Origin of the sequence: Halococcus salifodinae DSM 8989, from assembly GCF_000336935.1 — an archaeon.
GTDB lineage: Archaea > Halobacteriota > Halobacteria > Halobacteriales > Halococcaceae > Halococcus > Halococcus salifodinae.
The window spans coordinates 45,466-67,906 of record NZ_AOME01000015.1 but is presented as its reverse complement, the minus strand read 5'-3'; the positions used below and the strand labels follow the sequence as shown (position 1 = coordinate 67,906).

23 protein-coding genes are annotated in these 22,441 nt (G+C 66.1%); 3 read left to right on the top strand and 20 right to left on the bottom strand.

The window, feature by feature from the left end:
* Nucleotides 1–41: 41 nt before the first annotated feature.
* Nucleotides 42–1,229: a S1C family serine protease gene (locus C450_RS03335; protein WP_005039999.1), complete on the top strand. Its 1,188-nt coding sequence runs from the start codon at nt 42–44 to the stop codon at nt 1,227–1,229.
* Between the two features lie 17 nt (nt 1,230–1,246).
* Here C450_RS03335 and C450_RS03330 read toward each other — a convergent pair whose 3' ends face one another.
* Nucleotides 1,247–1,636, bottom strand: a complete 390-nt coding sequence (locus tag C450_RS03330; RefSeq protein ID WP_005039997.1) for a helix-turn-helix domain-containing protein — start codon at nt 1,634–1,636, stop codon at nt 1,247–1,249.
* A gap of 122 nt (nt 1,637–1,758) precedes the next feature.
* Here C450_RS03330 and C450_RS03325 point away from each other — a divergent pair, with 122 nt between their 5' ends.
* Nucleotides 1,759–2,235: a hypothetical protein gene (locus C450_RS03325; RefSeq protein ID WP_005039995.1), complete on the top strand. Its 477-nt coding sequence runs from the start codon at nt 1,759–1,761 to the stop codon at nt 2,233–2,235.
* Nucleotides 2,236–2,290: 55 nt separating this feature from the next.
* Here the strand turns inward: C450_RS03325 and C450_RS03320 are convergent, their stop codons facing one another.
* The 12 genes from C450_RS03320 to C450_RS03265 all read right to left on the bottom strand — a co-directional run bounded on the left by C450_RS03320 (nt 2,291) and on the right by C450_RS03265 (nt 13,524).
* Nucleotides 2,291–2,605, bottom strand: coding sequence for a hypothetical protein (locus tag C450_RS03320; protein WP_005039992.1), 315 nt, complete (start codon nt 2,603–2,605; stop codon nt 2,291–2,293).
* Nucleotides 2,602–2,886, bottom strand: coding sequence for a winged helix-turn-helix domain-containing protein (locus C450_RS03315; protein ID WP_005039990.1), 285 nt, complete (start codon nt 2,884–2,886; stop codon nt 2,602–2,604). Before C450_RS03315 ends, C450_RS03320 begins: the two co-directional genes overlap by 4 nt.
* A gap of 122 nt (nt 2,887–3,008) precedes the next feature.
* A complete protein-coding gene (locus C450_RS03310; RefSeq protein WP_005039988.1) occupies nt 3,009–4,391 on the bottom strand; it encodes a ferritin-like domain-containing protein in 1,383 nt (460 codons plus the stop codon).
* A gap of 181 nt (nt 4,392–4,572) precedes the next feature.
* The gene (gene argF / locus C450_RS03305) at nt 4,573–5,478 is read right to left on the bottom strand and encodes an ornithine carbamoyltransferase (protein ID WP_005039986.1); all 906 of its coding nucleotides are present in this window, start codon (nt 5,476–5,478) and stop codon (nt 4,573–4,575) included.
* On the bottom strand, nt 5,475–6,551 hold the full coding sequence (locus tag C450_RS03300) for a [LysW]-lysine hydrolase (RefSeq protein WP_005039984.1): 1,077 nt from the start codon (nt 6,549–6,551) through the stop codon (nt 5,475–5,477). Before C450_RS03300 ends, argF begins: the two co-directional genes overlap by 4 nt.
* The gene (locus tag C450_RS03295) at nt 6,548–7,687 is read right to left on the bottom strand and encodes an aspartate aminotransferase family protein (RefSeq protein WP_005039982.1); all 1,140 of its coding nucleotides are present in this window, start codon (nt 7,685–7,687) and stop codon (nt 6,548–6,550) included. The genes C450_RS03300 and C450_RS03295 overlap by 4 nt, the downstream gene beginning before the upstream one ends.
* Nucleotides 7,684–8,526 (bottom strand): acetylglutamate/acetylaminoadipate kinase, encoded by an 843-nt coding sequence (locus C450_RS03290; protein WP_005039980.1) that lies wholly within the window; start codon nt 8,524–8,526, stop codon nt 7,684–7,686. Before C450_RS03290 ends, C450_RS03295 begins: the two co-directional genes overlap by 4 nt.
* A gap of 2 nt (nt 8,527–8,528) precedes the next feature.
* Entirely contained in the window at nt 8,529–9,566 is a 1,038-nt protein-coding gene (argC, locus tag C450_RS03285; protein WP_005039978.1) for an N-acetyl-gamma-glutamyl-phosphate reductase, read from the bottom strand.
* On the bottom strand, nt 9,563–10,453 hold the full coding sequence (lysX, locus tag C450_RS03280; RefSeq protein ID WP_005039976.1) for a lysine biosynthesis protein LysX: 891 nt from the start codon (nt 10,451–10,453) through the stop codon (nt 9,563–9,565). The genes argC and lysX overlap by 4 nt, the downstream gene beginning before the upstream one ends.
* Nucleotides 10,454–10,455: 2 nt before the next feature.
* The gene (gene lysW / locus C450_RS03275) at nt 10,456–10,620 is read right to left on the bottom strand and encodes a lysine biosynthesis protein LysW (protein WP_005039974.1); all 165 of its coding nucleotides are present in this window, start codon (nt 10,618–10,620) and stop codon (nt 10,456–10,458) included.
* A 152-nt stretch (nt 10,621–10,772) separates the two neighbouring features.
* A complete protein-coding gene (gene argH, locus C450_RS03270; protein ID WP_005039972.1) occupies nt 10,773–12,218 on the bottom strand; it encodes an argininosuccinate lyase in 1,446 nt (481 codons plus the stop codon).
* A 1-nt stretch (nt 12,219) separates the two neighbouring features.
* On the bottom strand, nt 12,220–13,524 hold the full coding sequence (locus C450_RS03265) for an argininosuccinate synthase (RefSeq protein WP_005039969.1): 1,305 nt from the start codon (nt 13,522–13,524) through the stop codon (nt 12,220–12,222).
* 306 nt (nt 13,525–13,830) lie between these two features.
* On the opposite strand from C450_RS03265, the gene C450_RS03260 reads away from it, so the two are divergent.
* Nucleotides 13,831–14,337: a 2'-5' RNA ligase family protein gene (locus tag C450_RS03260; RefSeq protein ID WP_049909816.1), complete on the top strand. Its 507-nt coding sequence runs from the start codon at nt 13,831–13,833 to the stop codon at nt 14,335–14,337.
* A gap of 49 nt (nt 14,338–14,386) precedes the next feature.
* Here the strand turns inward: C450_RS03260 and C450_RS22280 are convergent, their stop codons facing one another.
* The 7 genes from C450_RS22280 to C450_RS03230 all read right to left on the bottom strand — a co-directional run bounded on the left by C450_RS22280 (nt 14,387) and on the right by C450_RS03230 (nt 22,361).
* The gene (locus C450_RS22280; RefSeq protein ID WP_005039965.1) at nt 14,387–14,557 is read right to left on the bottom strand and encodes a DUF7556 family protein; all 171 of its coding nucleotides are present in this window, start codon (nt 14,555–14,557) and stop codon (nt 14,387–14,389) included.
* Between the two features lie 186 nt (nt 14,558–14,743).
* Nucleotides 14,744–15,208: a DUF7555 family protein gene (locus C450_RS03255; RefSeq protein WP_005039963.1), complete on the bottom strand. Its 465-nt coding sequence runs from the start codon at nt 15,206–15,208 to the stop codon at nt 14,744–14,746.
* Complete coding sequence (locus C450_RS03250; RefSeq protein WP_005039961.1) at nt 15,205–16,545, bottom strand: ABC transporter ATP-binding protein; 1,341 nt, start codon at nt 16,543–16,545, stop codon at nt 15,205–15,207. Before C450_RS03250 ends, C450_RS03255 begins: the two co-directional genes overlap by 4 nt.
* Nucleotides 16,542–17,780 carry an ABC transporter ATP-binding protein gene (locus C450_RS03245; protein WP_005039960.1) on the bottom strand — a complete coding sequence of 413 codons (1,239 nt, stop codon included), beginning with the start codon at nt 17,778–17,780 and terminating at the stop codon, nt 16,542–16,544. Before C450_RS03245 ends, C450_RS03250 begins: the two co-directional genes overlap by 4 nt.
* Nucleotides 17,777–19,174: an ABC transporter permease gene (locus C450_RS03240; RefSeq protein WP_005039957.1), complete on the bottom strand. Its 1,398-nt coding sequence runs from the start codon at nt 19,172–19,174 to the stop codon at nt 17,777–17,779. The genes C450_RS03245 and C450_RS03240 overlap by 4 nt, the downstream gene beginning before the upstream one ends.
* A 2-nt stretch (nt 19,175–19,176) precedes the next feature.
* Nucleotides 19,177–20,223 (bottom strand): ABC transporter permease, encoded by a 1,047-nt coding sequence (locus C450_RS03235; protein ID WP_005039955.1) that lies wholly within the window; start codon nt 20,221–20,223, stop codon nt 19,177–19,179.
* A 233-nt stretch (nt 20,224–20,456) separates the two neighbouring features.
* Complete coding sequence (locus tag C450_RS03230; protein ID WP_005039953.1) at nt 20,457–22,361, bottom strand: ABC transporter substrate-binding protein; 1,905 nt, start codon at nt 22,359–22,361, stop codon at nt 20,457–20,459.
* Nucleotides 22,362–22,441 lie beyond the last annotated feature (80 nt).

The window sequence follows — 22,441 nt, the reverse complement described above, 5'->3', positions numbered from 1 at the left end:
GAAAGCACGCCACTTACCCGTCCGAAATCCCTGTCTCGGGTATGGACGACGCGCGGACGACGCGCCGGGCGTATCTCGGTGCGCTCGGGACGGCACTCGCCGCCGGGCTCGCCGGCTGTGGGGGCGCACTCGGCGATCAAACGACGACCAACTCGACGACTGCTTCCTCGACGACCCGCTCGACGCCCGCCGAAACCACGGCCGACGGCCCGGCGAACGCGACTGCCGCCACCGCGGACGCGAACGCGACCGGCGACACCGCGACCGCCACCGACGGCAACGCGACCGCCGGCGACACACCGAGCCCGTACACGCGCGTCTACCGCCAGACGGTCGGCTCGGTCGTGCTGGTCAGCGTGACTGGTGGGATAGGTGGGGGCGGCCAGGGATCGGGGTTCGTCTTCCGGAACGGCTACGTCGTGACGAACGCTCACGTCGTCAGCAACGCCTCGACGGTCGAGGTGCGCTTCTCGGAGGGTGAGTGGCGTTCGGCGTCGGTCGTCGGCACCGATCCGTCGAGCGATCTCGCCGTTCTCGACGTCCGGACCCCGCCCGACCACGCGACACCGCTCCCGCTGGTCGAGGACCAGCCCGCCATCGGAACCGAGGTGGTCGCGATCGGCAATCCATACGGACTCGAAGGATCGGTCACGTCGGGACTCGTCAGCGGCGTGAATCGGTCGATCCCCGCGCCGAACGGCTACACGATCCCCGACGGCATTCAGACTGGGGCTCCGGTCAACCCCGGTAACTCGGGCGGGCCGCTCGTGAACCTCGACGGCGAGGTCGTGGGCGTCATCAACTCCGGCGGCGGCGACAACCTCGCCTTCGCCATCTCGGCCGCGCTCGTCGACCGTGTGGTGCCCGCACTCATCCAGAACGGCGAGTACGACCACGCCTACATGGGCGTGCGGTTGGAGCCGGTCACACCGCGAACCGCCGAGCAAGTGGGTCTCGATCGACCTCGGGGTGTGGTCATCACCCGTGACCCCTCCGGCGACGGACCGTCGGCCGGTGTACTCCGGCGCGGTGACGTCATCGTGGGACTCGGTGGCCAGCGGATCGACACCCTTCAGGGACTCTCGTCGTATCTCGCGCTTCAGGCGTCACCCGGTGATACGATCGACGTCACCGTGCTCCGCAACGGCGAGCGACGAACCCTCTCGCTCACGCTCGGCAGTCGTCCCGAACAGCCGGGTGCAGCCACACAGTCGACGACCACCCCGTGAGCGCTCCTCGCGGACGATTACACCATCTCCTCGCCGAACTCGTCGATCCGCGAGTGGACGTACGCCGTCCACTCGTCGAGCGTGTCGTGCATCAGCTCCTTGGCCTCCGGCAGCGGCGTCGCGGTGTACTGATAGACGTGCCCGCCGCCGTCGAGGAGTCGCCGCCCCCGCTCTGCGAGCCCCTTCTCGCGGAGCGTCGATAGTGATCGATTGACGTTCGAGCGATCCCGCTCCAGCTCCGTGGCCAACTCCTCGACGGTACTGTCCGGCTGATCGAGCAGCGTTCGGTAGGTCCGCGTCTCGTGGCGCTGGATGTCGAACACACAGACCATCACTTCCTCGAACCCCGGTTCAGAATCGAGCATGAGATCGCGAAACCGCTGGGGGCTGGGGTCGGCCTCGGTCATGGTCCCGATTCGACCGCCCGGAGCATAAACCTCGGCCCTCGGTCGTGTGTGGTCCACGCCATTGCGTGCTGGCTGTCAACGCGCAGCGCGGTTATGTCGCTTCGTAGTGTATCACCTCGCGCATGAGCCAAGAAACTCGATCCGAAACGGCGACGACGACCAGCACCGGGCTCGCCGACTGGCAGGCGGGTATCGTCGGTGGCCTCGTCGGTGGCGCGGCCATGGGCGCGATGATCACGATGATGATGCAGCCGGTGATCGAGGTGGCGATCCCGGCGCTGTACGCCCTTGCGCCCCCACCGAACGGGCTCGCGGGCTGGGTCGTCCACATGGCCCACAGCGCGATCCTCGGCGTGGTGTTCGCTGCCGTCGCGACCGGCACCGGCGTCGGGCGGGGTGTCGGCCGGTCGGCGGTGGTCGGCCTCGTCTACGGGGTCGTGCTCTGGGTGGTGCTCGCGGCGGTCGTGATGCCGCTCTGGCTCGGTGCGGTGGGCTTTGCGGGCGCGCCACCGTTCCCGAACTTCGCGCTGCCGGGGAGCCTGCCAGGACACGCCGTCTACGGCCTGCTCCTCGGCGTCGTCTACGCGGCGCTCCGCTGAACCGTCCGAAACGAACTTCGATTTTTCGCCAGCCGTCAGAACGACGACGCCACCGTCACTTCATCGTCACGTAGGTCAGGAAAACGAGCGCGACCGCCTGGAACGCCCGCATCGCCGCGATTACCTGCTGGACGCCCGGGTCCATCGCGTACAGACTTCGCATGGTGAAGAAGTAGTAGAGCGAGACGCCGTTCTCGACGAGCAACACCGCGCCGAAGGCGACCAGTCCGAGCACCAGCGGCGTCCGGAACGTCCGGTAGTTGTTGAGCCACACTGCCGTGAGCGCGAGTAGCATCACGATGCTCACGCCGGAGAGCAAACTGGCGATCGTCATCGTGTCGCTCATCAGGATGGTAGGGAGGGTTGTCATCCGTCGGTCTCCACGTGTTTCGCTATGCGTTCGAACTCATCACGGTTTCGTTCGAACTGGTCGGTGAGGAAGAACAGCGCGGCGTAGTCCTCGTTGCTTCGTTCGACGACGTCGTGATCACAGAGCATATCGAGGTGGTGGCGAGCGGTGGTGTAGGCGATGTCCAACTCCTCGGCGAGACGGTTTGCGTTTTTCGGCCGCTCGGCGAGCGCCCGGACGACGCGGACGCGGTTCACGCCGCCACGCGTCGCCGTAAAGAGATACCACAGCGCCTTCTCCATCTTCGCTCTCGAACCCACTCTCGCGCCCTGGGGATATATGTTGGGCCCCCGTTTCGAGCACGAGACATCGCTCGCCGTGGCAAAAAACGCGGAGCACCCTGAAACCGGCGTCCACATCGCGTTCACTGGGGCGTGATCGTTACCTCGAGGATCTCGCTGGCGTCGGGGATGTCGAAGTCGGGGTGGCGCTCTGCGGCCAACTGTATCGATTCGTCTTCCTTGGGGCCGACGTCCATCGCCTCGGGGTCCTGGACGGGCTTCTGGTCGGGACCGGTGCCCGGCGCGGTGTCGGCCTCGGTGCCGGCGTCGTAGACCGCGATGTGGTCGGTCACGCTGCCAGAAATCGGCTCCTCACCGTTGAACAGCGAGAGCCCCTCGAACCCGTAAAACCAGTCGTTCGACTGGACGAACATCGTCTCCATCGTGAACTGATCGCCCGGTGCGGCGCTGAAGCCGAACTCGACGGACTCGCCCGGACCGAGTGCAGGCGTCTCCAGCGAGCCGCCTGGCGAGGGAGCGACGCCGCTATCGGTGGTGTTCTCGGCGCTCGCCACCGTCTGGGCCAACGTCATCGGGAACCCGTCCTCGGCGACGATCTCGGTTCCCTCGTTGGCATCCTCGCCCGGAACGAACGCGGGGTTCTCGCCGCCGGAGTACACCGCCCAGACGGGCGGCGAGAGCGGCACGACGCCGTCCGCCCGATCGACGTCGAGCGTGCCTGGCGTCGAGACGTTTGCGACGGTCGCGGTGAACATCCGCCCACCGCCACCGTCCGCGCCGGCGACGAACTGGTTGGCGATCGGGAGCACCTGGTCCATCGAGCGCGCGGGATTGAACGCGTCGGGGGCTGGTCGCTGGAGGTGGAGTAGCTGGAAGTACGTCTGGTGTTCGGCCTCCACGCTGTGGATCGAGAGCGCCGGCGGGATCAGGTCGGGGTTCGAGAGCAGCGGTGCCGCGCCCGCGTACGCCGAGACGCCGACGGCTTCGAGCCGGTCGGCGATCGCGACGAACTCCTCCATCGTGTCGTAGGAGAACTCGTACTCGGCGGGTTCGACGGGCGTGCCGCCGAGATCGCCGATCGTCTGTGTCAGCGCCTCGACGTGGGCCTCCTCGTGATCGCGGACGTCCTGGATCTGCTGGTACACCGAGTACCGCAGCGTCGGTCGCGCGAAGTACTTCGCGACGTCCGTGTTCTCGACCTCGCTCTCCGAATGGCTGTCGAGAAAGTCGTTGTAGAACGCGGCTTCGAGGTGTTCCAGCGACAGCGCGTAGTTGAGAACGTCGATGTCGCTGACGTCTCCGCTTCCACCTCCGCTACCGTTACCGCCGTCACCCTCGTGACCCTCGGCTGCCGCCGTTCCGCCGAGCGCCGACAAGGCCAACACGCCGCCGCCCACTGTCGCCGCGTCGGTCATGAACGATCGCCGCGAGGGGAGATACTCGCTTGCGTCCCCCAGTACGGAGGAACTGTCGGTGCGTTCGGTGTCGTCTGGTTCGTTACTCATTGGTCTCGTGTGCGGTGACGCACGAGTCCGAGTGCCACACCTGGATAAATAGTAATTTTTCCAAGTGCTGGTCGAGTCCCGCGTAACTCTCTCGAAATTTCCCGTTCGTATGTGTCGCTATCTGGGTAGTAGCGGCAAACGTCTCCCGTACGATTCCGCCCTCACGGGCGTCGTTTCGGTCTCACAGCGCGTCGAGGAGGAACGCGAGGAGTCCTTTCTGGGCGTGGAGTCGGTTTTCGGCTTGCTGCCACACCGCCGCTCGATCGCTTTCGAGCACGTTCTCGGTGATCTCCTCGCCCCGGTGGGCGGGCAGGCAGTGGAGCACGGTCGCGTCCTCCGGGAGGAGGTTGGCGTTCATCTGGAACCCACTCTCTTCGAACGTGGCGAGTTTCGTCTCGCGCTCGGCTTCCTCGCCCATGCTCACCCAGACATCGGTGTAGACCGCGTCCGCACCGGCGACCGCTGCTTCCGGGTCGGTCGTCACGTCGGGTGCGGTCCCGATCGTTGCGGCGCGATCGAGCACGCCGGGATCGATGCCGTGCTCCGGGGGCGTCGCCACCGTGAGGTCGATCCCGGCGAGCGCACACCCCAGAACGAACGACTGCGCGACGTTGTTGCCGTCGCCGACCCACGCCACCCGCGCGTCGAACCCCACCGTCTCGCGGAGCGTCAGCAGATCCGCGAGGGTCTGACAGGGGTGGGCGTCGTCGGTCAGTCCGTTGACGATCGGCACATCGGCGTAAGCCGCGAGCTCCTCTAAATCCGCGTGATCGAACAGCCGGACCATCGCGCAGTCGACGTATCCCGAGAGGGTTCGGGCGGTGTCCTTGAGAGGTTCGCGCTCGCCGAGCCCGATGTCGTCCGGACCCAAGAAGATCGCGTGGCCGCCGAGCTGGGTCATCCCGGTCTCGAAGGAGATCCTGGTACGAGCGCTCGGCTTCTCGAACACCATTCCGAGGGTCCGCCGTTCGAGCAGGGGATGTGGCTCGTCGTGTTCCACCTGTGTCTTGAGCTCGGCAGCGGTGTCGAGCACCGTTTCGAGTTCGTCGGCCGAGAGATCGTCGATGTCGGTGAAATGACGTGTCATGCGCTGCCTCCGAGCCGTTCGGCGACGTCTTCGAGCACTCTCGTCGAGCGGTCGAACTCGTCGAGCGAGAGGCGCTCGTCGGGTGCGTGGTCGAGGTCCGAATCGCCTGGTCCGTAGGTCGCCATCGGACAGTCCCACGTCTGGTAGATGTTCATGTCGCTCGTGCCCGTCTTGCGGAGCAGGCGCGGCTCGCCGTCCGCCCGCCGGATCGCACCGCGGAACGTCCGTGCGACCGGGTTCCGTGGGGAAGTCATGACCGGCGAGACTTCGTCGTACCACCGCACGGTGCCGCCGTTCAGTTCGCCGTCGGCGGCCTCACGGACTTCCTCGACGGTGAGGCTCGGTGGTACGCGGAACTGGACGTCCATCGTCGCCTCGACGGAGAGCCCATCGTCGCTCGTTCCGCCGTGGACCTCGATGGGTTTGGGCGTCACGCGCTCGAACACGGGTGTCCACTCGTCGCGGTCATCGGCCACCGTATCCCGCACCCGCTCCCACCAGTCGATCGCGTCCTCGATCGCGCTGTTCTCCGGCCGAGAGGTGTGGCCGGACTCGCTCGTGGCAACGTAGGTGCCTGCGAGTAGCCCGCGATACCCGAGCGTGATCCCGTTCCAGCCCGAGGGTTCGCCGTTCACGACCGCGTCGGGCGCGTCGCGGGTCTCGACGAGGTGGCGCGCGCCGCTCGAATCGACCTCCTCGCCGACGACGCCCGCGAAGCTCACTCCGGTGCGGACGGCGGCGACCGTCATCGCAGCCAGGGGCCCGGTTGCATCGACGCTGCCCCGGCCCCAGAGCACCTCGCTTCCATCGCGCTCGTCCTCACCTGGTTCGATCCGTACCGGGATATCGCCAGGCACGGTGTCGATGTGGGAGGTCAGGAGGAGGGAGTCGTCGGCGGGCGCACGGACGTTGCCGACCTCGTCGACGAACACTTCGCGTCCGTGATCCTCGAAGAACGTGACGAGCCGCTCGGCGCACGCTGTCTCCTCACCGGTCGGTGAGGGGGTTTCGACGAGTTCGACGAGCAGATCGCGCGCCGCGCTCGCCGAGACGCCCGTGAGCGCTTCGCTCATTCCGACCGCCCCCCGAGCACGTCCGCGAAGGCGTCAACGATCCGATCTGCCTGGCTCTCGTCGAGAATCAGTGGCGGCAGCAGCCGGACCACCGACCGGCCGGCAGGGAGCGCGAGGATCCGATGATCGAGCGCGAGATCCCGGAGCACACGGTTCGAACCGCGCTTGACCTCGATCCCGATCATCAGCCCCTCGCCGCGCACGTCACGAACCCGATCGCCGAGTGCGGCGTCGAGTTCGTCCGCGAGATACCCGCCGACAGCGGCTGCGTTGGCCGGCACGTCCTCTTCCACGAGCGTCGAAACGGTGGCGTCGATCGCGGCGCTCACCACCGGCCCGCCGCTGAAGGTGGCGTTGTGCGAGCCGTGATCCTCGGCGATCCAGTCGGCGCACAGCGCGGTTCCTGCGGGAAGGCCGTTTGCGAGCCCCTTCGCGGTCGTGAGGACGTCGGGAACGACGCCCGCGCGTTCGCACGCCCAGAGCGTGCCGGTGCGCCCCATCCCCGTTTGCACCTCGTCGAGGATCAGCGCTGCACCCGCCGCCTCGGTGTGTTCGCGCGCCGCCGCGAGATACCCCTCGGTGGGGAGGTTGATCCCGCCCTCGCCCTGGAGGGGTTCGAGGATCACCGCTGCGGTCTCGTCGTCGACCGCCTCCGTGAGCGCGTCGCTGTCGCCATACGGAACGAACTCGACGTCGCCGATCAGGGGTTCGTACGGGTCGCGGTACTCGCTCTCCCACGTGGTTGCGAGCGCGCCCATCGTCCGGCCGTGGAACCCCTGCATCGTGGCGACGATCTTCGAGTTTCCAGTCGCGCTCCGCGCGAACTTCAGCGCCGCCTCGTTCGCCTCCGTCCCGGAGTTACAGAGCCAGACGTTCTCCAACCCGTCGGGTGCGGCGGCTTCGAGCGCTGCGTGCGCCCGGTCGCGCGCGTCGACGGGATAGGACGCCTGGACGAACGTCAGCCGCTCGGCCTGGTCGGTGATCGCCGCGGTCACGTCGGGATGGGAGTGCCCGAGCGGCGCGCAGGCATAGCTCGCCCCGCAGTCGAGGTACTCCGTGCCGTCCGCGTCGTAGAGATGGACGCCGTCTCCCTCGTGGAGCCTGATCGGTTTCTCGTTGTGGACGAACCCGCTCATGCGTCGACCTCCGCTTCGGCTTCGATCGCTGCTGGCGCGAAGTGCGTCCCGTCGCCGTCGAGCGCCGCGAGCACGGGATCGTCGGCGTTCGCATCGGCCACGACGACCGACGCCGCACCGCCGTCGAGCGCCTCCGTCGCCGCCATCACCTTCTTGCGCATGAACCCCTCGGCGGCCGACTCCACCCGTGCGAGCTCGTCAGGCGTTTTCGCCTGTCCGATCAGCGTTTCGGGATCGTCGGGATCGGCGAGCACGCCTGGTACGTCGGTCAGCACCACCAGCGTCGCGCCGAGCGCGCCGGCGACCGCTGCGGCCGCCCGGTCGGCGTCGGCGTTCACGGGGGTGCCATCGTCGGCCAGCATCGGGACCGTGACGACGGGCGTGTACCCGTCGTCGAGCAACCCGGTGAGGAGATCGGCGTTCACCGACGTGATTTTCCCCGAGTGCTCGCCCCGGCGGATCTTCGTCTTGCCGTTCTCGACGACCTTGACGGCCGATTTCCGGGGGCCGGTCAGGAGCCCGCCATCGACGCCCGACAGTCCCACGGCGTCCACACCGGCCTTCCGAAGCGATGCCGTGAGGTCGGTGTTGAGTTTGCCTGGCAGGACCATCTCGAACGTCTCCATCGTGCGCTCGTCGGTGAATCGTCCGACGACGCCCTGGGGCGTCTCGACGTACTCCGGCTCTTCGCCCAACCGTTCGAGCGTCTCGTCGACCGCCGTCGACCCACCGTGGACGACCACACAGCCCTCGCCCTCTCTTGTGAGCGCCGCGACGTCTTCGATCGTTCCCTCTGGATCGACCGCCCGCGCGCCGCCGACCTTCACGACCGTCGTCATGGTCAGGGTGCCCCCACTGGATGGAGTCCCTGAAAGTCGAGCCCTGCGCGCTCGTCGAACCCGCGGGCGACGTTCGCGGCGTGGATCGCCTGGCCCGCCGATCCCTTCATCATGTTGTCGATCGCGGCGAACACCACGATCCTCTCATTATTCGAATCGAGTTCGAACCCGACCTCGGCGTAGTTCGACCCTGCGACCGCCTTCGGTTCGGGGTAGCGATACACGCCCGAACCACCGGCCACGAGGCGGACGAACGGCTCGTCGTCGTAAGCCTCGCGGTAGGCACTCCAGAGGTCGCCCGTCGACACCGGCTCGCTCGGGAAGACGTGACAGGTCGCGGCCGCGCCGCGGATCATGTCGACCGCGTGGGCCGAAAACGCCGTCTCGCAGCCGAACTCCTGCTCGATCTCGGCCTCGTGGCGGTGGCCCGTTGGGGCGTAGGGCCGCACGACCCCCGAGCGCTCGGCGTGGGAAGACGCCTTTCCACCGCCTGCTCCACCCTCCGACGAACCGACTTTCACGTCGACCACGATCCGCTCGTCACCCGCGAGGGTCCCGCTGTCGAACAGCGGACCGAGCCCGAGGATGGCGGCGGTCGCGTTGCAGCCGCCCGCCGCGATCAGCGACGCACCCGTGAGTTCGTCGCGGTGGCGTTCGGGGAGTGCGTACGTCGACTCGTCGAGCAGTTCAGGCCGGCTGTGGCCGTCGTACCACTCGTCGTACTGTTCCTCACTGTCGAGTCGGAAGTCCGCCGAGAGATCGACGATCGTGTCCGCCGCGTCCCGAAACGCGTCGATGTGCTCCATCGACACGCCGTGGGGCGTCGCGGCGAACAGCACGTCCACCTCGTCGAGATCGCTGGGCTCGCTGAACCGCAGATCGAGCTCCCGATGGTTGGGGTGGACCGATCCCACGGTCTTGTTCGCGTACTCGCGGCTGGTGGCCTGGACGATCTCGAACTCGGGATGGCCCCGCAGGAGCCGGAGGAGTTCGCCGCCGGTGAACCCGCTCGCGCCGACGACCGACGCGGTGTGGGTCATGGTGCCGCGACCGCAGTTTCGTTTGTGGTCTCCGCTTTCTCTTCGAGCCAGTCGACCACCTTCGCTGGTACGTCGCCGTTGGCGACGCCGTCGAGTGCCTTGAATTCGACCGTGTGGTTCACCTCGTGGACGGTGTAGGAGTGTTCGGCGTCGGGATCGTCGGTCTCCATCAGGTCGACTCCCAAGAGACCGCCACCCACGGCGTCGCTCGCGCGCGCGACGAGCTCGCGGGCCTCGCTATCGAGGTCGAACTCCTCGGTGTCGGCCCCTTTCGCCGCGTTGGTGAGCCAGTGGTCCGACGAGCGCACCATCGCTCCCACGGGCTCGCCGTCAGTAGCCACGACCCGGATGTCGCGGCCGGGCTTCGCGACGAACTCCTGGACGTAGAACACCTTGTGCTCGTAGTGCCCGAGGGTCGACTTGTGTTCCAAGATCGCTTCCGCCGCGCTCCGGGAGTCGATCTTCGCCAGCAGCCGCCCCCACGAGCCGATCACGGGTTTCACCACACAGGGATACCCGAACCGCTCGATCGATTCCATCGCGCTCTCCTTCGTGAAGGCGACCTCCGTCCGGGGCGTCGGCACGCCGGCCCCCGCGAGCGCGAGGCTGCACTCGGCCTTGTCCGCACACACCGCCGCAGTGTCCGGATCGTTCACGACCGGGATGCCGTACGCGGCGAGGAAGCGGGTCGCATAGCGGCTCCGGCTGGTTGCGAGACACCGATCCACGACGAGATCCACGTCGGCGAACGCCGCTGGCGGCTCGGTGAGATCGAAGCGCTGGTCGCGGACGTCGATCTTCGTCACCTCGTGGCCGCGCTCCCGGAGCTCACCGAGCAGGAGCTTCTCGTCGTGACGGATCCGAGAGTAGAGGACGCCTATTTCCACTCTTACTCCCCCCAGTCCTCTTCGAGCTCGGGGGCCGTCTCGAGGACCGGTGGGGTGGTGTCGATGACTTCGAGCTCGGCTCCGCAGGTTCCACAGTCGATGATCTCTCCGACTTCTGCGTCGTCGTGCAGGGACACCTCGCCCCCGCATTCGGGACAGTTCGCCATGTGCCACCCTCACCCGTGTATCCGCTTAAACCCTTCGAACTTGTTTGATATTTTACAAAACGTACTGTGGCCTCTCGGGGTCGAAATCGGGCAGTTCGAGCGTTTCGTCGTCGCCGACGAGATGAATTCGTCCCCCTCGCGGGGGCGGTCGCTCAACGATACTGACTCACCTCCCGTTCGAGCACTGCGGCGGCGGCGTCGAGCCGATCGCGCCGCTCGTCGTGGCGGTCGGTATCGTCCTCGATTTTCGCCCACGCCTCGTCGAGCGCCGCCGCGACTGCCTCGGGTGCGGGACCGCCGACCGAGTCGCGGCTCGCCACGCTCGCCGCGGGATCGAGCGCGTCTTCGATCGCCTCGCGCTCGACGACCGCCGAGAGCGGTTCGTCGAGTGCCGCGTCGGCGGCCGCTTCGATGGCGGCGTAGTCTCCGTCGTTTTCGGCAGCCTGGGCCAAAATTTCGTGGGCCGTGCGGAACGGTACTCCATTGGCCGCGAGCAGGTCGGCGACGCCGGTCGCAGTTGCAAACCCGTCGCCGGCCGCCGCGTCGAGCGCGTCCTCGTTCCACGTCGCGGTCGCGACCGCGCCCGCGGCCACCTCGGTTGCAGGGGCGACCGCATCGACGGCGGCCCACGCGTGGGGCGTCGCCTCCTGGAGGTCGCGGTTGTACGCCCGGGGCAGCCCCTTCAGCGTGGTCAGGAGGCCGTTCAGTCCCGCGCTCGCGTTCCCGGCCGCCGCGCGGACGAGTTCGAGCGTATCGGGGTTTTTCTTCTGGGGCATGATCGAAGAGGTCGAGGCGTAGTCGTCGTGAATTTCCACATACTCGTCCGCCGCGAACTCGATCAGGTCGGTCGCAAGCCCCGAGAGCGTGAGTGAGCAAGCTGACAACGCGCTCGCCGCCTCGACGAGGAAATCTCGGGTCGAGACCGCGTCCATCGAGTTGTTGAGTACGGAATCGAACCCCAGCAGGTCGGCGGTCCGCTCGCGATCGATGTCGAACGGCGTGCCCGCAAAGGCCGCCGCACCGAGCGGCGAGCGGTTCGTCCGGTCGTAGGCCGCGAGCAACCGATCCGTGTCGCGTTCGAGCGCTTGGGCGTACGAGCACAGGAAGTGTGCAACGGTGGTCGGCTGGGCTGCCTGGCGGTGCGTGTAGCCAGGCATCAGCGTCTCGACGTGCTCGCGTGCCGCCTCGACGAGCGCCTCGCGGAGCACGAGCGTCGCGTCGATGGCGTCGAGCAGCTCCTCGCGCAGCCGATACCGGATGCACGTCGCCACCTCGTCGTTCCGACTCCGGGCGGTGTGCATCCGGCCGCCCGCCTCGCCGACACGCTCGATCACCGCGGTTTCGATCGCGGCGTGGACGTCCTCGCCGTCGAGCGCGTCGTAGTCCGTCGCTTCGACGTCGGCGAGCCCATCGAGGATCGCGCCTGCGCTCGCCTCGTCGATGATGCCCTGTTCGGCGAGCATCACCACGTGGGCGCGGTCGACCGCGAGATCGGGTTCAAAGAGCCGCTCGTCGTGATCCATCGAGGAGAGGAACGCGCGGGCGGGGCCGCCGCTGAACCGATCGCGCCGGACCACGTCGCTCTCCTCTCCGTTCATCTCACTCGTCTCCGTTTTCGTCGTCCGCCGTCGCTCCGTTCTCGCTCTCGGCCGTCGTCCCGCCGTCGGCGACCGCTTCTGCCGTCGCGTTCGCGTCGTCGATGACGCTTCCCGCGAGGCGCGATTGGAAGCCGTGGTACTTCGCGACGCCCGTGGCGTCGGCCTGCTCGATTCCGCCGCCGACGTCCGCGGTGTTGAACGAGGCTGCCGACGCGGAGTACACGCCGTACTCGCTCTCGCGACCGACCGGGCGGGCCTGACCACCTTCGAGTTTCACGGTGACGGTGCCGGTGACGCGCTCCTGGGTCGACGCGATGAACCCTTCCAAGGCGTCGACCAGCGGCGCGGCGAGCAGTCCCTCGTAGGCTTTCTCTGCCCACTCGTGATCGATCTGTTTCTTGAAACTCCGCTCTTCTTTGGTGAGGACGAGCGATTCGAGCGCCTCGTGGGCGTTGAGGAGAACCGTCGCTGCGGGGTGTTCGTAGTTCTCCCTCACTTTCAGCCCGAGCATCCGGTCTTCCATCACGTCGGTCCGGCCGACGCCGTGTGCGCCCGCGACTTCGTTGAGGTGCTCGATCAGTGCGATCGGTTCCATCGACTCGCCATCGAGCGCGATCGGATAGCCGTCTTCGAACTCGATGTCGAGCAGTTCGATTTCTTTCCCGGGTGGCTGGGTCCAGTCGTAGATGTCCTCTGGGGGAACGTAACTCGGCTCTTCGAGATCGCTCCCTTCGACCGAGCGACTCCAGAGATTCGTATCGATGCTCCACGCGCCGCCGTCGCCGCCCTCCACGGGGAGATCGCGCTCGGCGGCGTACTCCTGCTCGAACTCGCGGGTGAGTCCGAGCTCGCGGACGGGCGCGATCACGTCGAGATCGGAGCCACGCCACACGGTTTCGAACCGGAGCTGATCGTTGCCCTTCCCGGTGCAGCCGTGGGCGAGCGCCGCACAGTCCTGAGCGAGCGCGACGTCGAGGATCGCCTGGGCGATCACGGGCCGTGCGAGCGCCGTTCCCAGGGGGTAGCCCTGATAGGTGGCGTTCGCGCGAACCGAGTCGAAACAGGTTGCGGCGAACGCCTCGCGCGCGTCGACCACGTGGTGTTCGAGACCGAGCGCGGTCGCGGTTTCCTCGGCTTCGGCGAACTCGCCTTCGGGCTGGCCGACGTCGACGGTGACGCCGATCACCTCGTCGAAGCCGTACTCTTCTTTCAGGAGCGGGACGCAGACGGTGGTATCGAGCCCGCCGGAGAAGGCGAGCGCGACGCGATCGGTCGATTGCTGTGTGGATTCGGTTGGGGGTGTCATGGTGTCGTCGTTGTTCGGTGTCGTCGTAAATTCGCCCAGCGGAACCCTTCGGGTGGGGGGCTGAGGAGCGAAACGAGTCGGAGAAATGAGTTTGTGCGGGCCTAACGGCCCGGTCGTCGCGGTCGAAGCGAGAGGGACGCGCCGGCAGCGCGGGGCGAGCCGGTGCGGCGGGTCCTCGTCATGTACCTGTAGCTGGGGCGGCGGGGATATTAAACCCTTCTGGGACGGCAACGATTGCACCACTCACTCCGTGCGACCACGCCACGTGACCGTCATCGTCATCACGCCGGCGCGCCGAGCGTGGTCGTGTACAGCCTCAACGTCCCGATTCCCGGCGGGATCGAACGTCTCGCCGCCACTCTCCACCCCCGCCTCGTCGGGTTCGATCGGGTCCGCGAGCGCCACACGCTCGTGTGCAAGCGTTTCGAGGCCGACGACCTCGCGCCGGATCGACTGTTCGAACGGGTGCGCCGTGCACTCGCCGGCGCACCAGCCGTCGAGGCACGTGCGACGGGAATCGACTGGTTCGAGACCCCGGTTCGTGGGCCTGGCCCAGTGGCGTACGTCGCGATCGAGAGCCCCGGTCTCCACGACATCCATCGACGGCTCGTCGCGGCGTTCGACCCGATCCCCGACCTCGAAGGCGACGAGTACGTTCCCCACGTGACCCTCGCCCGCGGCGGCTCCACGGACCGCGCTCGCGACCTCGCGGCCGTCGAGGTCGAACCGATCGAGTGGACGATCTCGGAGCTGGTGCTTCACGACGCACGACACGAAGAACAGGTCAGAACGCTGCCGCTCCCCAGTCACTGACAGCGGCTCGTCGAACGGTTAGGAGTGCCGTCGATACCCGCGAAAAGCCCTATCGCCAGTCCGGAAGCGATGCTGCCCCGTCGAGCGCCATCGCAACCCACGCGTCGTCGCGGGAGATGTCGGCGATGACGAACCGCTCCACACTGCCGTCATCGTCGACCGAGGCCATGATGTCGTCAGCCACGACGGGTGCCGCCGCGGCGGTCGCATCCGGCGTCATACTATGTGAGTACATACCACCGGAATATAAACGCGTCGAACCGATGCTATCGGAACACGTTTTCCCGGTCGACTAATCGTCGTAGAACCGATCGAACGGTCGCTGTTCGATGCCGTTCACTCGATCGCTAATGCGTGACAAGGAGCTGCCCGACGACGCCGTTTCAGCGATCACGCTTCGCCGGTTTCAGATCCTGATGCCGAACACCGTCTCCATGGCGAACGACGCGCCGAGCACGAGCAGACTTCCGACGAACAGCTTCGCGGCGAGCGAGAGCCGGTCGTCGGGGTCGAGTTCGTACCGTCGCAACGGCGGGATCGACTGAACGAACGCCTGGAATCTGGTTTCGTCGTCGCTCGATACGCGTCGCGCCTCGTCGTCATCGTCGTCGTCGTCCTTCCAGGCTCCTTTCGGACGCATTCCGATCGCACCGAGCCCGAACAGCAAGAATCCGATCACGAACAGGAGATACTTGCTCCCGCCCCAACCGGCCCCGAACGCGAAGCTCACGACCGTCGCGACACAGACGAGGACGATCGCGATCGTGAGGCCGTAGAGACAGAGATCGAGCAGCTTGAGCAGCAGTACCGGTGGCTGGTCGCGCCTCGTCGCCCCCTCGCCCGGCCTCTGACGAGGGTGGTCGTCGTTCATCGATCGCCGACGGAGTGTCCCTCGAAGAACGCCGCGGGGCTGTCGTGCTCGGGTTTGTGTCGGTGACAGAGGCTCTGGCGACCCGCCTCGCTGACCTCGTGGTGGGTCGGTGCTTCGAGGTCACACTCGCTGCCGAACGTGTCGCGCAGATGTTCGCGTGCGTCGCTCTCGCTCCCCTCGTGGGCGAGTTCGGCGGCGCGATCGAGCTCGGTTTGGACGCCCGGGGGAACGTCGACATCGTCGAACGTCTCGGCCTCGGCCTCGTCGAGATCCGAAAAGCGCGTCTCCATTCCGAGTAGCTCCTTCGCGCGTTCCGAAAGCGATCGATCGGTGCGCGCCCGCTCACGGAGGACCTCGCGGAACACTTCGATGCGTTCCCAGACGTCGTCGTCGATGTCGGCGTACTCCTCGGGCCGGATCTTCGCCGGACACCGCGTGGTGAACGGACACCCCTCCGGCGGATTGCGCGGGCTGGGCGGCGTCCCGCGGAGCGTGATCCGGTCTTCCATCCTCGTCGTCGGATCGGTGTCCGGGATCGCCGACAGCAGCGAGTGGGTGTAGGGGTTCGCCGGATCGGCGAACAGCTCATCGGCCGGCCCGATCTCCATGACGTTGCCGAGATACATCACTGCGACCCGATCACAGATGTGCCGTACCACCGAGAGATCGTGGGCGATGAACAGGTAGGTGAGCCCGAGATCGTCCTGGAGATCCTCCAGGAGATTGAGAATCTTCGCCTGCACCGACGCGTCGAGCGCGCTCACGGGCTCGTCGAGCACCACGAAGTCGGGTTCGAGCGCGAGCGCGCGGGCGATCCCGATCCGCTGGCGCTGGCCGCCGGAGAACTGGTGAGGGTACCGATAGTAGTGTTGCTGTTGGAGCCCGACGGTTTCGAGCAGCTCCTGCACCCGTTGGCGGCGCTCGCGGCGCGTGCCACGGGCGTGGACGTCGAGCGGCTCGCGGATGATCTCGCCGACGGTCATCCGGTCGTTGAGGCTCGAATCGGGGTCCTGAAACACCATCTGGGCGTTCGATCGCCACTCCTTGAGATCGCCGCCCGACAGCGTCGTGATGTCGGTGCCGTCGTAGCTGACGTCGCCGGCGGTGGCGGTTTCGAGCCGAACGAGCGTCCGGCCGAGCGTGGTTTTCCCACAGCCCGACTCCCCGACCAGCCCGAGCGTCTCGCCGCGACGGATGTCGAACGTGACGTCGTCGACGGCCTTGACCGGATCGCCGCCGAGGATACCGCCGCTCTCGTAGTAGGTCTTCAGCCCGTCGATCTCGACGAGGGCGTCCGAGCGCTGCCGTTCGTCGGTCGCGGTGATCTCCTGGCTCATCGTCGTGCCTCCGTTCGGTTGGCTTCGTCGTCCGTGTCCCCGCGTCCGCGGCGCTCGTGGAGGTCGACTGCGTCCTCGCGCGAGCGGTCGTCGGGGTACAGCAGACAGGCCGTGGTGTGATCGGTCGCGGCCTCGGTGACCGAGACCGACTCTGGATGAACCTGGGTACAGGCGTCGAACTGTTCGGGACACCGGGGCGCGAACCGACAGTCGGTCGCTGGCTGGTTCGGGGTCGGAACGTCGCCCTCGATGGTCGTGAGCCGATCGGCACCCGGATTTCGACCGGGAATGCTTTCGAGAAGCCCTCGGGTGTAGGGGTGGGCGGGATCGGTGAACAGCGTCTCTGCCGGTGCGGTCTCGACGATCTCGCCGGCGTACATCACGTTCACGCGGTCGGAGATCTCCGAGATCACCCCCATGTCGTGAGTGATGAACACGATCCCGAGATCGCGTTCGCGCTGGATGTCGTCGAGGAGATCGAGGATCTGAGCCTGGATCGTGACGTCGAGTGCGGTGGTGGGCTCGTCACAGATCAGCACCTCGGGATCACAAGCTAAGGCCACCGCGATCACGATCCGTTGGCGCTGGCCGCCGGAGAACTGGTGGGGGTACTCCCGCAGCGCCATCCTGGCGTCGGGGATCCCGACGGCTTCGAGCAGCTCCGCGGCTTCGTCGGTCACGCTGCGCCCGCTCATATCTCGGTGGAGCTTGAGCGCCTCCTTGATCTGGTTGCCCACGGTGTAGACGGGATTGAGGCTGCTCAGTGGGTCCTGGAAGATCATGGCGATGTCGCCGCCACGGGTCCGTTTGACGACTTTCTGAGGCGCACGTGCGAGGTCGACGTAGCCGCGGGTTCCGTTCGTCCCCTCGTCGTCGTCGAGGACGATACAGCCATCGCCCTCGGGCTCGCCGTCGCCGTCACGGTACGTGACTTCGCCGGCAAACTGGTCGGCGAGCCGTTCGACGGTTTCGGGGTTGTGGTACTTGATCGAACTCCCATCCAGGACACGGCCGGGGGACTCGATCAGTCCCATGATCGAGCGCGCGGTGACGCTCTTGCCCGAACCGCTCTCGCCGACGATCCCGACGGTTTCGCCCCGCCGGAGGTCGAAGCTCGCGCCGTCGACGGCGTAGATCGTCTCCTTGTCGGTGAAAAACGCCGTCCGGAGTTCCTCGACCGAAAGGACGGTCTCCCCGTCCCCGCGCGTCGATCGCCTCGCCTGGTGCTGACTCATCCGCCACCTCCGGCGGCGGCAGCGCCACCTTCGGTGCTCCCTTCGCTCTCGGGATCGATCGCGTCGCGGATCCCGTCACCGAGCGCGTTGAACCCGGTCACGACCAGCACGATCGCGAGCCCCGGGATGATCGAGATGTGCCACGAGACCGTCGGAACGTACTGCTGGCCGAGATTGACGAGTCGGCCCCATTCGGGCGTCGGTGCGGTGATGCCGAGCCCGAGATACGACAGTGCAGCCGTGGTGATGATGATCCCGCCAAGCCCGAGTGACGCGTAGATCAGGAGATAGCTCACGACGTACGGCGCGATATGCTTTCTCATTAGCGTGAACGGTGCCTGACCGTAGCTCTTCGCGGCGTCGATCCACTCGTTCTCCACAGTTTGAAACGCGGGACCACGGATCGTCCGCCAGTAGCCCGGCCAGAAGAACAGGCCGAAGATGAACACGAGGAGGAGCGCGCCGTTGTAGACGTTGGCGATCCACGTGTCGCTGAGCACGACCGAAAGCATGATCAGCAACAGCAAGAACGGTATCGACGCGAACGCGTCGCTGGCGACGACGGTCACGAGATCCGCGAGTCCCTTGTAGTACGCCGTTATCAGACCGAGCACGAGCGCGATCCCGCCAGCGAGCAGCGTCGAACTCAGCGCGATGAACAGCGATATCCGTGCCCCATATACTAAGAACGTGAACATGTCCTTGCCGTTCGTGATCGTTCCTGCGGGGTGGAACCGATCGTACTCGTCGTAACTCCACAGTCCGTAGTTCTCGTCAGGGGTCCCTTGTGACTGTGAGGCGAGGTTCGCCGTGCCGACCGAGGCGGTCGCGACTTCGCCCACCTCGTCGTCGTAGTACGTCACCTCGTGGCTGTACGGATCGACGATGTTGCTTTCGAGTGTCGTCGGACCGAGTGCTGGGGCGAACATCGCAAACATCACGAACGCGAACACCACGACGAAGCCGAACTGCCCCCAGCGGTGGTCGCGAAGCCGGTCGATCCGGTCGTCGGTCGGCGTCCAGTCGGCGAACCGGTAGTTCCGGCGGAACGTGAGATAGCCGTACCAGAGCCACCCGAGCCATGCAAACGCGTACGCGTAGATGAGGACGACCCGCACCGTCCACGCGGCCGCCGCTGAGAGGCCGAGGAACGTCCCCTCCCAACTGCCGTTCGGGAGTTGGTAGCCCTGGTTCGAGATCAGCTCACGCGAGAGCAGCGTCGGGAGGTCGACCGCACCGATACCCGGGATGGCTCCCGTGATGAGATGCACTATCGCACCGAACTCGGGTGCGAGCAACACGAGCGCACCGAACACCCACACCAACGCCGGCCGTGGATTCGATCGGATCCGGCTTCCGATTCCTTCGTCTTCTTGGGTAAGTTTCTGACTCATTGTTATTCTTCGAAGCTGACTCGCGGGTCGATGACCGTGTAGAGGAAGTCCTGAGTGATGTTGATGACGACGTACAGCAGCACGAAGATGAACGTCAGCGCCGCTGCGAGCGGGACATCACCCTGGATGATCGCCTGGAACGACAGCTGTCCGATCCCGCTGATCGAGAACACCTCCTCGACGATGATCGAGCCGCCGATGAGGAGACCCGCTTCCGCAGTGATCACCGGCACCAGCGGGATCAGCGCGTTCCGGAACATGTGCTTCCAGACGAGTAGTCGGTCGCTCACGCCTTTCGCTCGTGCCATCTCGACGTAGTTCGAGTTCTTGGTCTCCAACATCGCGGTGCGGCCGATCCTGAGTTCGTTCCCGAGTGATGCCGAACCGAGAACGAACGCCGCCGGGAGGATCCGCTTGAACGCTGCGAGGAACTGCGTCCACCACTCTCCCGGGTTCGTGATCGCGCCGAGCGGATCCGAGAGGAAGCCGAGCGGTGGCGCGCCGATCAGCTGTGGTGTGTCCACGAGGAACGTTTTCCAGTTGAAACCGAACAGATACTGCTCCGAGTTCGACAGCCCCAACAACAGGATGACCGCGAGCCAGAAGTTGGGTGCCGCACGCCAGACGATGCCGCCAAGCGAAACGAGGTAATCACTCCACGAGTTCGGGTGCAGCCCCGCGTGGAAGCCGAGCGGGATCCCGATGAACAGCGGGAGCAGGATCGCCCAGAAACCGAGCCAGATCGTCCGTGGGACTCGGTGGGCGATGACGTCGACGATGGACGTGTTCGGATTGATGACCCACGACTGACCGAAGTCGAACGTGAGCATCCGTCCGAGGAAATCGAAGTACTGTGCCCAGAGCGGCTGGTTGAGACCGAGCTGCTGTTCGATCTGTCTGATCTGTGCCGCGTCCGCACTCGGGCCGACGATCGCCACTGCGGGGTTGATCGGGCCGGCGTACAGGATGAGGTAGGTCAGTGACGTGCCGAAGATCACGACCGGTATCATCAGCCCGATCCGCTTTGCGAAGTAGGTGAGTCTACTCATCGTTCTTTCGTCGAATCATGTCTCGTCGGGTGTGTCGTCTGGTCATGTAACTACTACCGCCGATCCGGCCACTCGCTGGCGACGTGTGTCGTGGGGTGACCTGCTCGCATCATGTGTCTGATTGCCACTCGTTGGGACTGTTTCGGTAAGGTCGTTTCGGCTATCTCGGCCGAAGCGTCGGTTCACCGGCGAATCAACGGGAGACGCCGATATCGACGGCCGTCCCGTCGTGTTCAGCTCTGACGCTCGCCGATCTGCACGGTGTTGTGCTTCGCGCGCGAGCCGCCCATCGCGCCGATGCGATCCTTGTAGACCCACGGGTACTCCATGTGCTGGGTAACCGAGTGATAGATCGGCAGCATCGGGACGCCCTCCCACGTGGCTTCGAGCATCGAGACGGCACCCTCGTTGCGTGCCTGCTGGCCCGCTTCGGGCTCCGGATTGTTCTGGATCTTCTCCCACGCACTCGCCGCCTGATTGGCGGGATCGCTGTCCGTCCAGTTGAACCCGCTCAGGTTGTCGTCGGCCGACGTGTCGGTCGATGGCGGGTAGAGGAGCTTCAGGAAGTTCCCTGCGGCCGGCCAGTCCGCGATCCAGCCGAGGGTGTATCCCTCGGTGTTCCCGGAGCGGGACTGCTCGACCAGCGTCGAGAACGGGGTCTGTTTGATGCTCATCCGGATGTGCGCGCTCCGGAGCTTGTCACGGAGCAGGTTCAGGATGGTGGCCCAGGTCGAAGACACGTAGGCCGTCATCGTGAACTCGTACGGGTTGTCCGGCCCGTGACCGTTCTCTTCCATGAGCTGACGAGCCTGGTCGATCGCGGTCTCTCCAGGTGCGTACGGGTAGTCCTGAGCGTGCTGCTCGTACGCCGACCGACCGCCGGGGTAGATCTTCGGCGGCACGAAGTGGGACGCCGCTTTCTGGGGCCGCTTGAAGATGTTCTCGACGATCTCCTGATTGTTGTTCGTGTACGCGATCGCCTGGCGGACGTACTGGGGAACGGCGCTGCAGTTGAACCCGATGTAGAAGCATCCCAGCTCCTCGGTCCGGTAGAAGTCCGCGGAGAGACCGTTTTCGAGCTGGTACGTTCCGGTGGCGTAGCCCGCCTCGTTCTCGCCTTCTTTCGTTTCGTTGCTCGCGTTGTACTGCGCGGTCGGCACCACGGGATGGTCCGCGTTGCGGTTCGTGACGCTGTAGGCGTACAGCGCGTTGCTCTTGGAGATGATCTGCCAGTGCGAACCCGCGGTCATCGGGCCTTCGCCGTGGTAGTCGTCACGGGCGGTAACCGAGGCTTCGGTGCCGCTGTTGTAGCTTTCGAGGGTGTACGGCCCTGCACCGATGGGGTTCGACGACGAAAACTCCTGGTAAGCCATTGTGCCGTCGTAGTCCGGCACGTCGCCCACGATGTTCTCGGGCATCGCCGAGAAGGCGGAGTACGCCATGATCTCCAGCGCCGCGGGGTTCGCTTCGGACAGCTCCATGGTGACCGTCCGTTCGTCCTCGGCGCTCACGCCGAGCGACCCTGGCTGGTAGTTCCCCTCGCCGTCGGTTTCGTGGGTCACCGCGAGATCGCCGAGGATGAAGCCCGACCGTCGGGTGTGCTCCGAACCGGCGAGGCGCTCGAACGAGTAGACGATGTCCGAGGCCGTCACCGTGTCACCGTTGCTGAACGTCGCGCCTTCCTTCAACGTGAACGTGTACGTTGTCTCGCTGTTCGAGGTCTCGTACTCCGACACGAGGAGGTTCTCGACGTTGATCTTCCCCGACGGGTAGTTCGTCAGCGCGTCGAAGACGTTCTGAATTACCCGCCCGGATTCCGTGTCGGTCGCCGCGACCGGGTCGAAGGTGGTCATCGTCCCAGCGGTGAGCTCGTACGTTCTGTCGGTCTTCCCTGGACCCTCCTCGGTGGTCTGCTGGCCCGACTGGTTGCCGCTGCCCCCGCTTGCGTTGCCGCCCGATGCGTCCCCTTCGGTCCCAGCGGGTGTGCTCTCGTTTCCGCTGCCACCGCCACCACTGCCGTTACCGTCACTTCCGTTGTCGCCACCACCGCCGCCCGAACAGCCTGCGAGGGCCGCTGCGGCGGCCGCGCCACCGGTTGCTTGGAGGAAACGACGGCGTGACAGATCGGATTCGTCCATAGTCCAACGTGAGGTTCGGGTGCGACGTGATAAGCTTTGTCGTTACCGATGGATTAATATGGCAAATTCGGTCCACAGTC

Coding starts and splice junctions, on each gene's coding strand:
- C450_RS03335 (WP_005039999.1), top strand. CDS start 42: ATGGACGACGCGCGGACGACGCGCCGGGCGTATCTCGGTGCGCTCGGG.
- C450_RS03330 (WP_005039997.1), bottom strand. CDS start 1,636: ATGACCGAGGCCGACCCCAGCCCCCAGCGGTTTCGCGATCTCATGCTC.
- C450_RS03325 (WP_005039995.1), top strand. CDS start 1,759: ATGAGCCAAGAAACTCGATCCGAAACGGCGACGACGACCAGCACCGGG.
- C450_RS03320 (WP_005039992.1), bottom strand. CDS start 2,605: ATGACAACCCTCCCTACCATCCTGATGAGCGACACGATGACGATCGCC.
- C450_RS03315 (WP_005039990.1), bottom strand. CDS start 2,886: ATGGAGAAGGCGCTGTGGTATCTCTTTACGGCGACGCGTGGCGGCGTG.
- C450_RS03310 (WP_005039988.1), bottom strand. CDS start 4,391: ATGAGTAACGAACCAGACGACACCGAACGCACCGACAGTTCCTCCGTA.
- argF (WP_005039986.1), bottom strand. CDS start 5,478: ATGACACGTCATTTCACCGACATCGACGATCTCTCGGCCGACGAACTC.
- C450_RS03300 (WP_005039984.1), bottom strand. CDS start 6,551: ATGAGCGAAGCGCTCACGGGCGTCTCGGCGAGCGCGGCGCGCGATCTG.
- C450_RS03295 (WP_005039982.1), bottom strand. CDS start 7,687: ATGAGCGGGTTCGTCCACAACGAGAAACCGATCAGGCTCCACGAGGGA.
- C450_RS03290 (WP_005039980.1), bottom strand. CDS start 8,526: ATGACGACGGTCGTGAAGGTCGGCGGCGCGCGGGCGGTCGATCCAGAG.
- argC (WP_005039978.1), bottom strand. CDS start 9,566: ATGACCCACACCGCGTCGGTCGTCGGCGCGAGCGGGTTCACCGGCGGC.
- lysW (WP_005039974.1), bottom strand. CDS start 10,620: ATGGCGAACTGTCCCGAATGCGGGGGCGAGGTGTCCCTGCACGACGAC.
- argH (WP_005039972.1), bottom strand. CDS start 12,218: ATGAACGGAGAGGAGAGCGACGTGGTCCGGCGCGATCGGTTCAGCGGC.
- C450_RS03265 (WP_005039969.1), bottom strand. CDS start 13,524: ATGACACCCCCAACCGAATCCACACAGCAATCGACCGATCGCGTCGCG.
- C450_RS22280 (WP_005039965.1), bottom strand. CDS start 14,557: ATGACGCCGGATGCGACCGCCGCGGCGGCACCCGTCGTGGCTGACGAC.
- C450_RS03255 (WP_005039963.1), bottom strand. CDS start 15,208: ATGAACGACGACCACCCTCGTCAGAGGCCGGGCGAGGGGGCGACGAGG.
- C450_RS03250 (WP_005039961.1), bottom strand. CDS start 16,545: ATGAGCCAGGAGATCACCGCGACCGACGAACGGCAGCGCTCGGACGCC.
- C450_RS03245 (WP_005039960.1), bottom strand. CDS start 17,780: ATGAGTCAGCACCAGGCGAGGCGATCGACGCGCGGGGACGGGGAGACC.
- C450_RS03240 (WP_005039957.1), bottom strand. CDS start 19,174: ATGAGTCAGAAACTTACCCAAGAAGACGAAGGAATCGGAAGCCGGATC.
- C450_RS03235 (WP_005039955.1), bottom strand. CDS start 20,223: ATGAGTAGACTCACCTACTTCGCAAAGCGGATCGGGCTGATGATACCG.
- C450_RS03230 (WP_005039953.1), bottom strand. CDS start 22,361: ATGGACGAATCCGATCTGTCACGCCGTCGTTTCCTCCAAGCAACCGGT.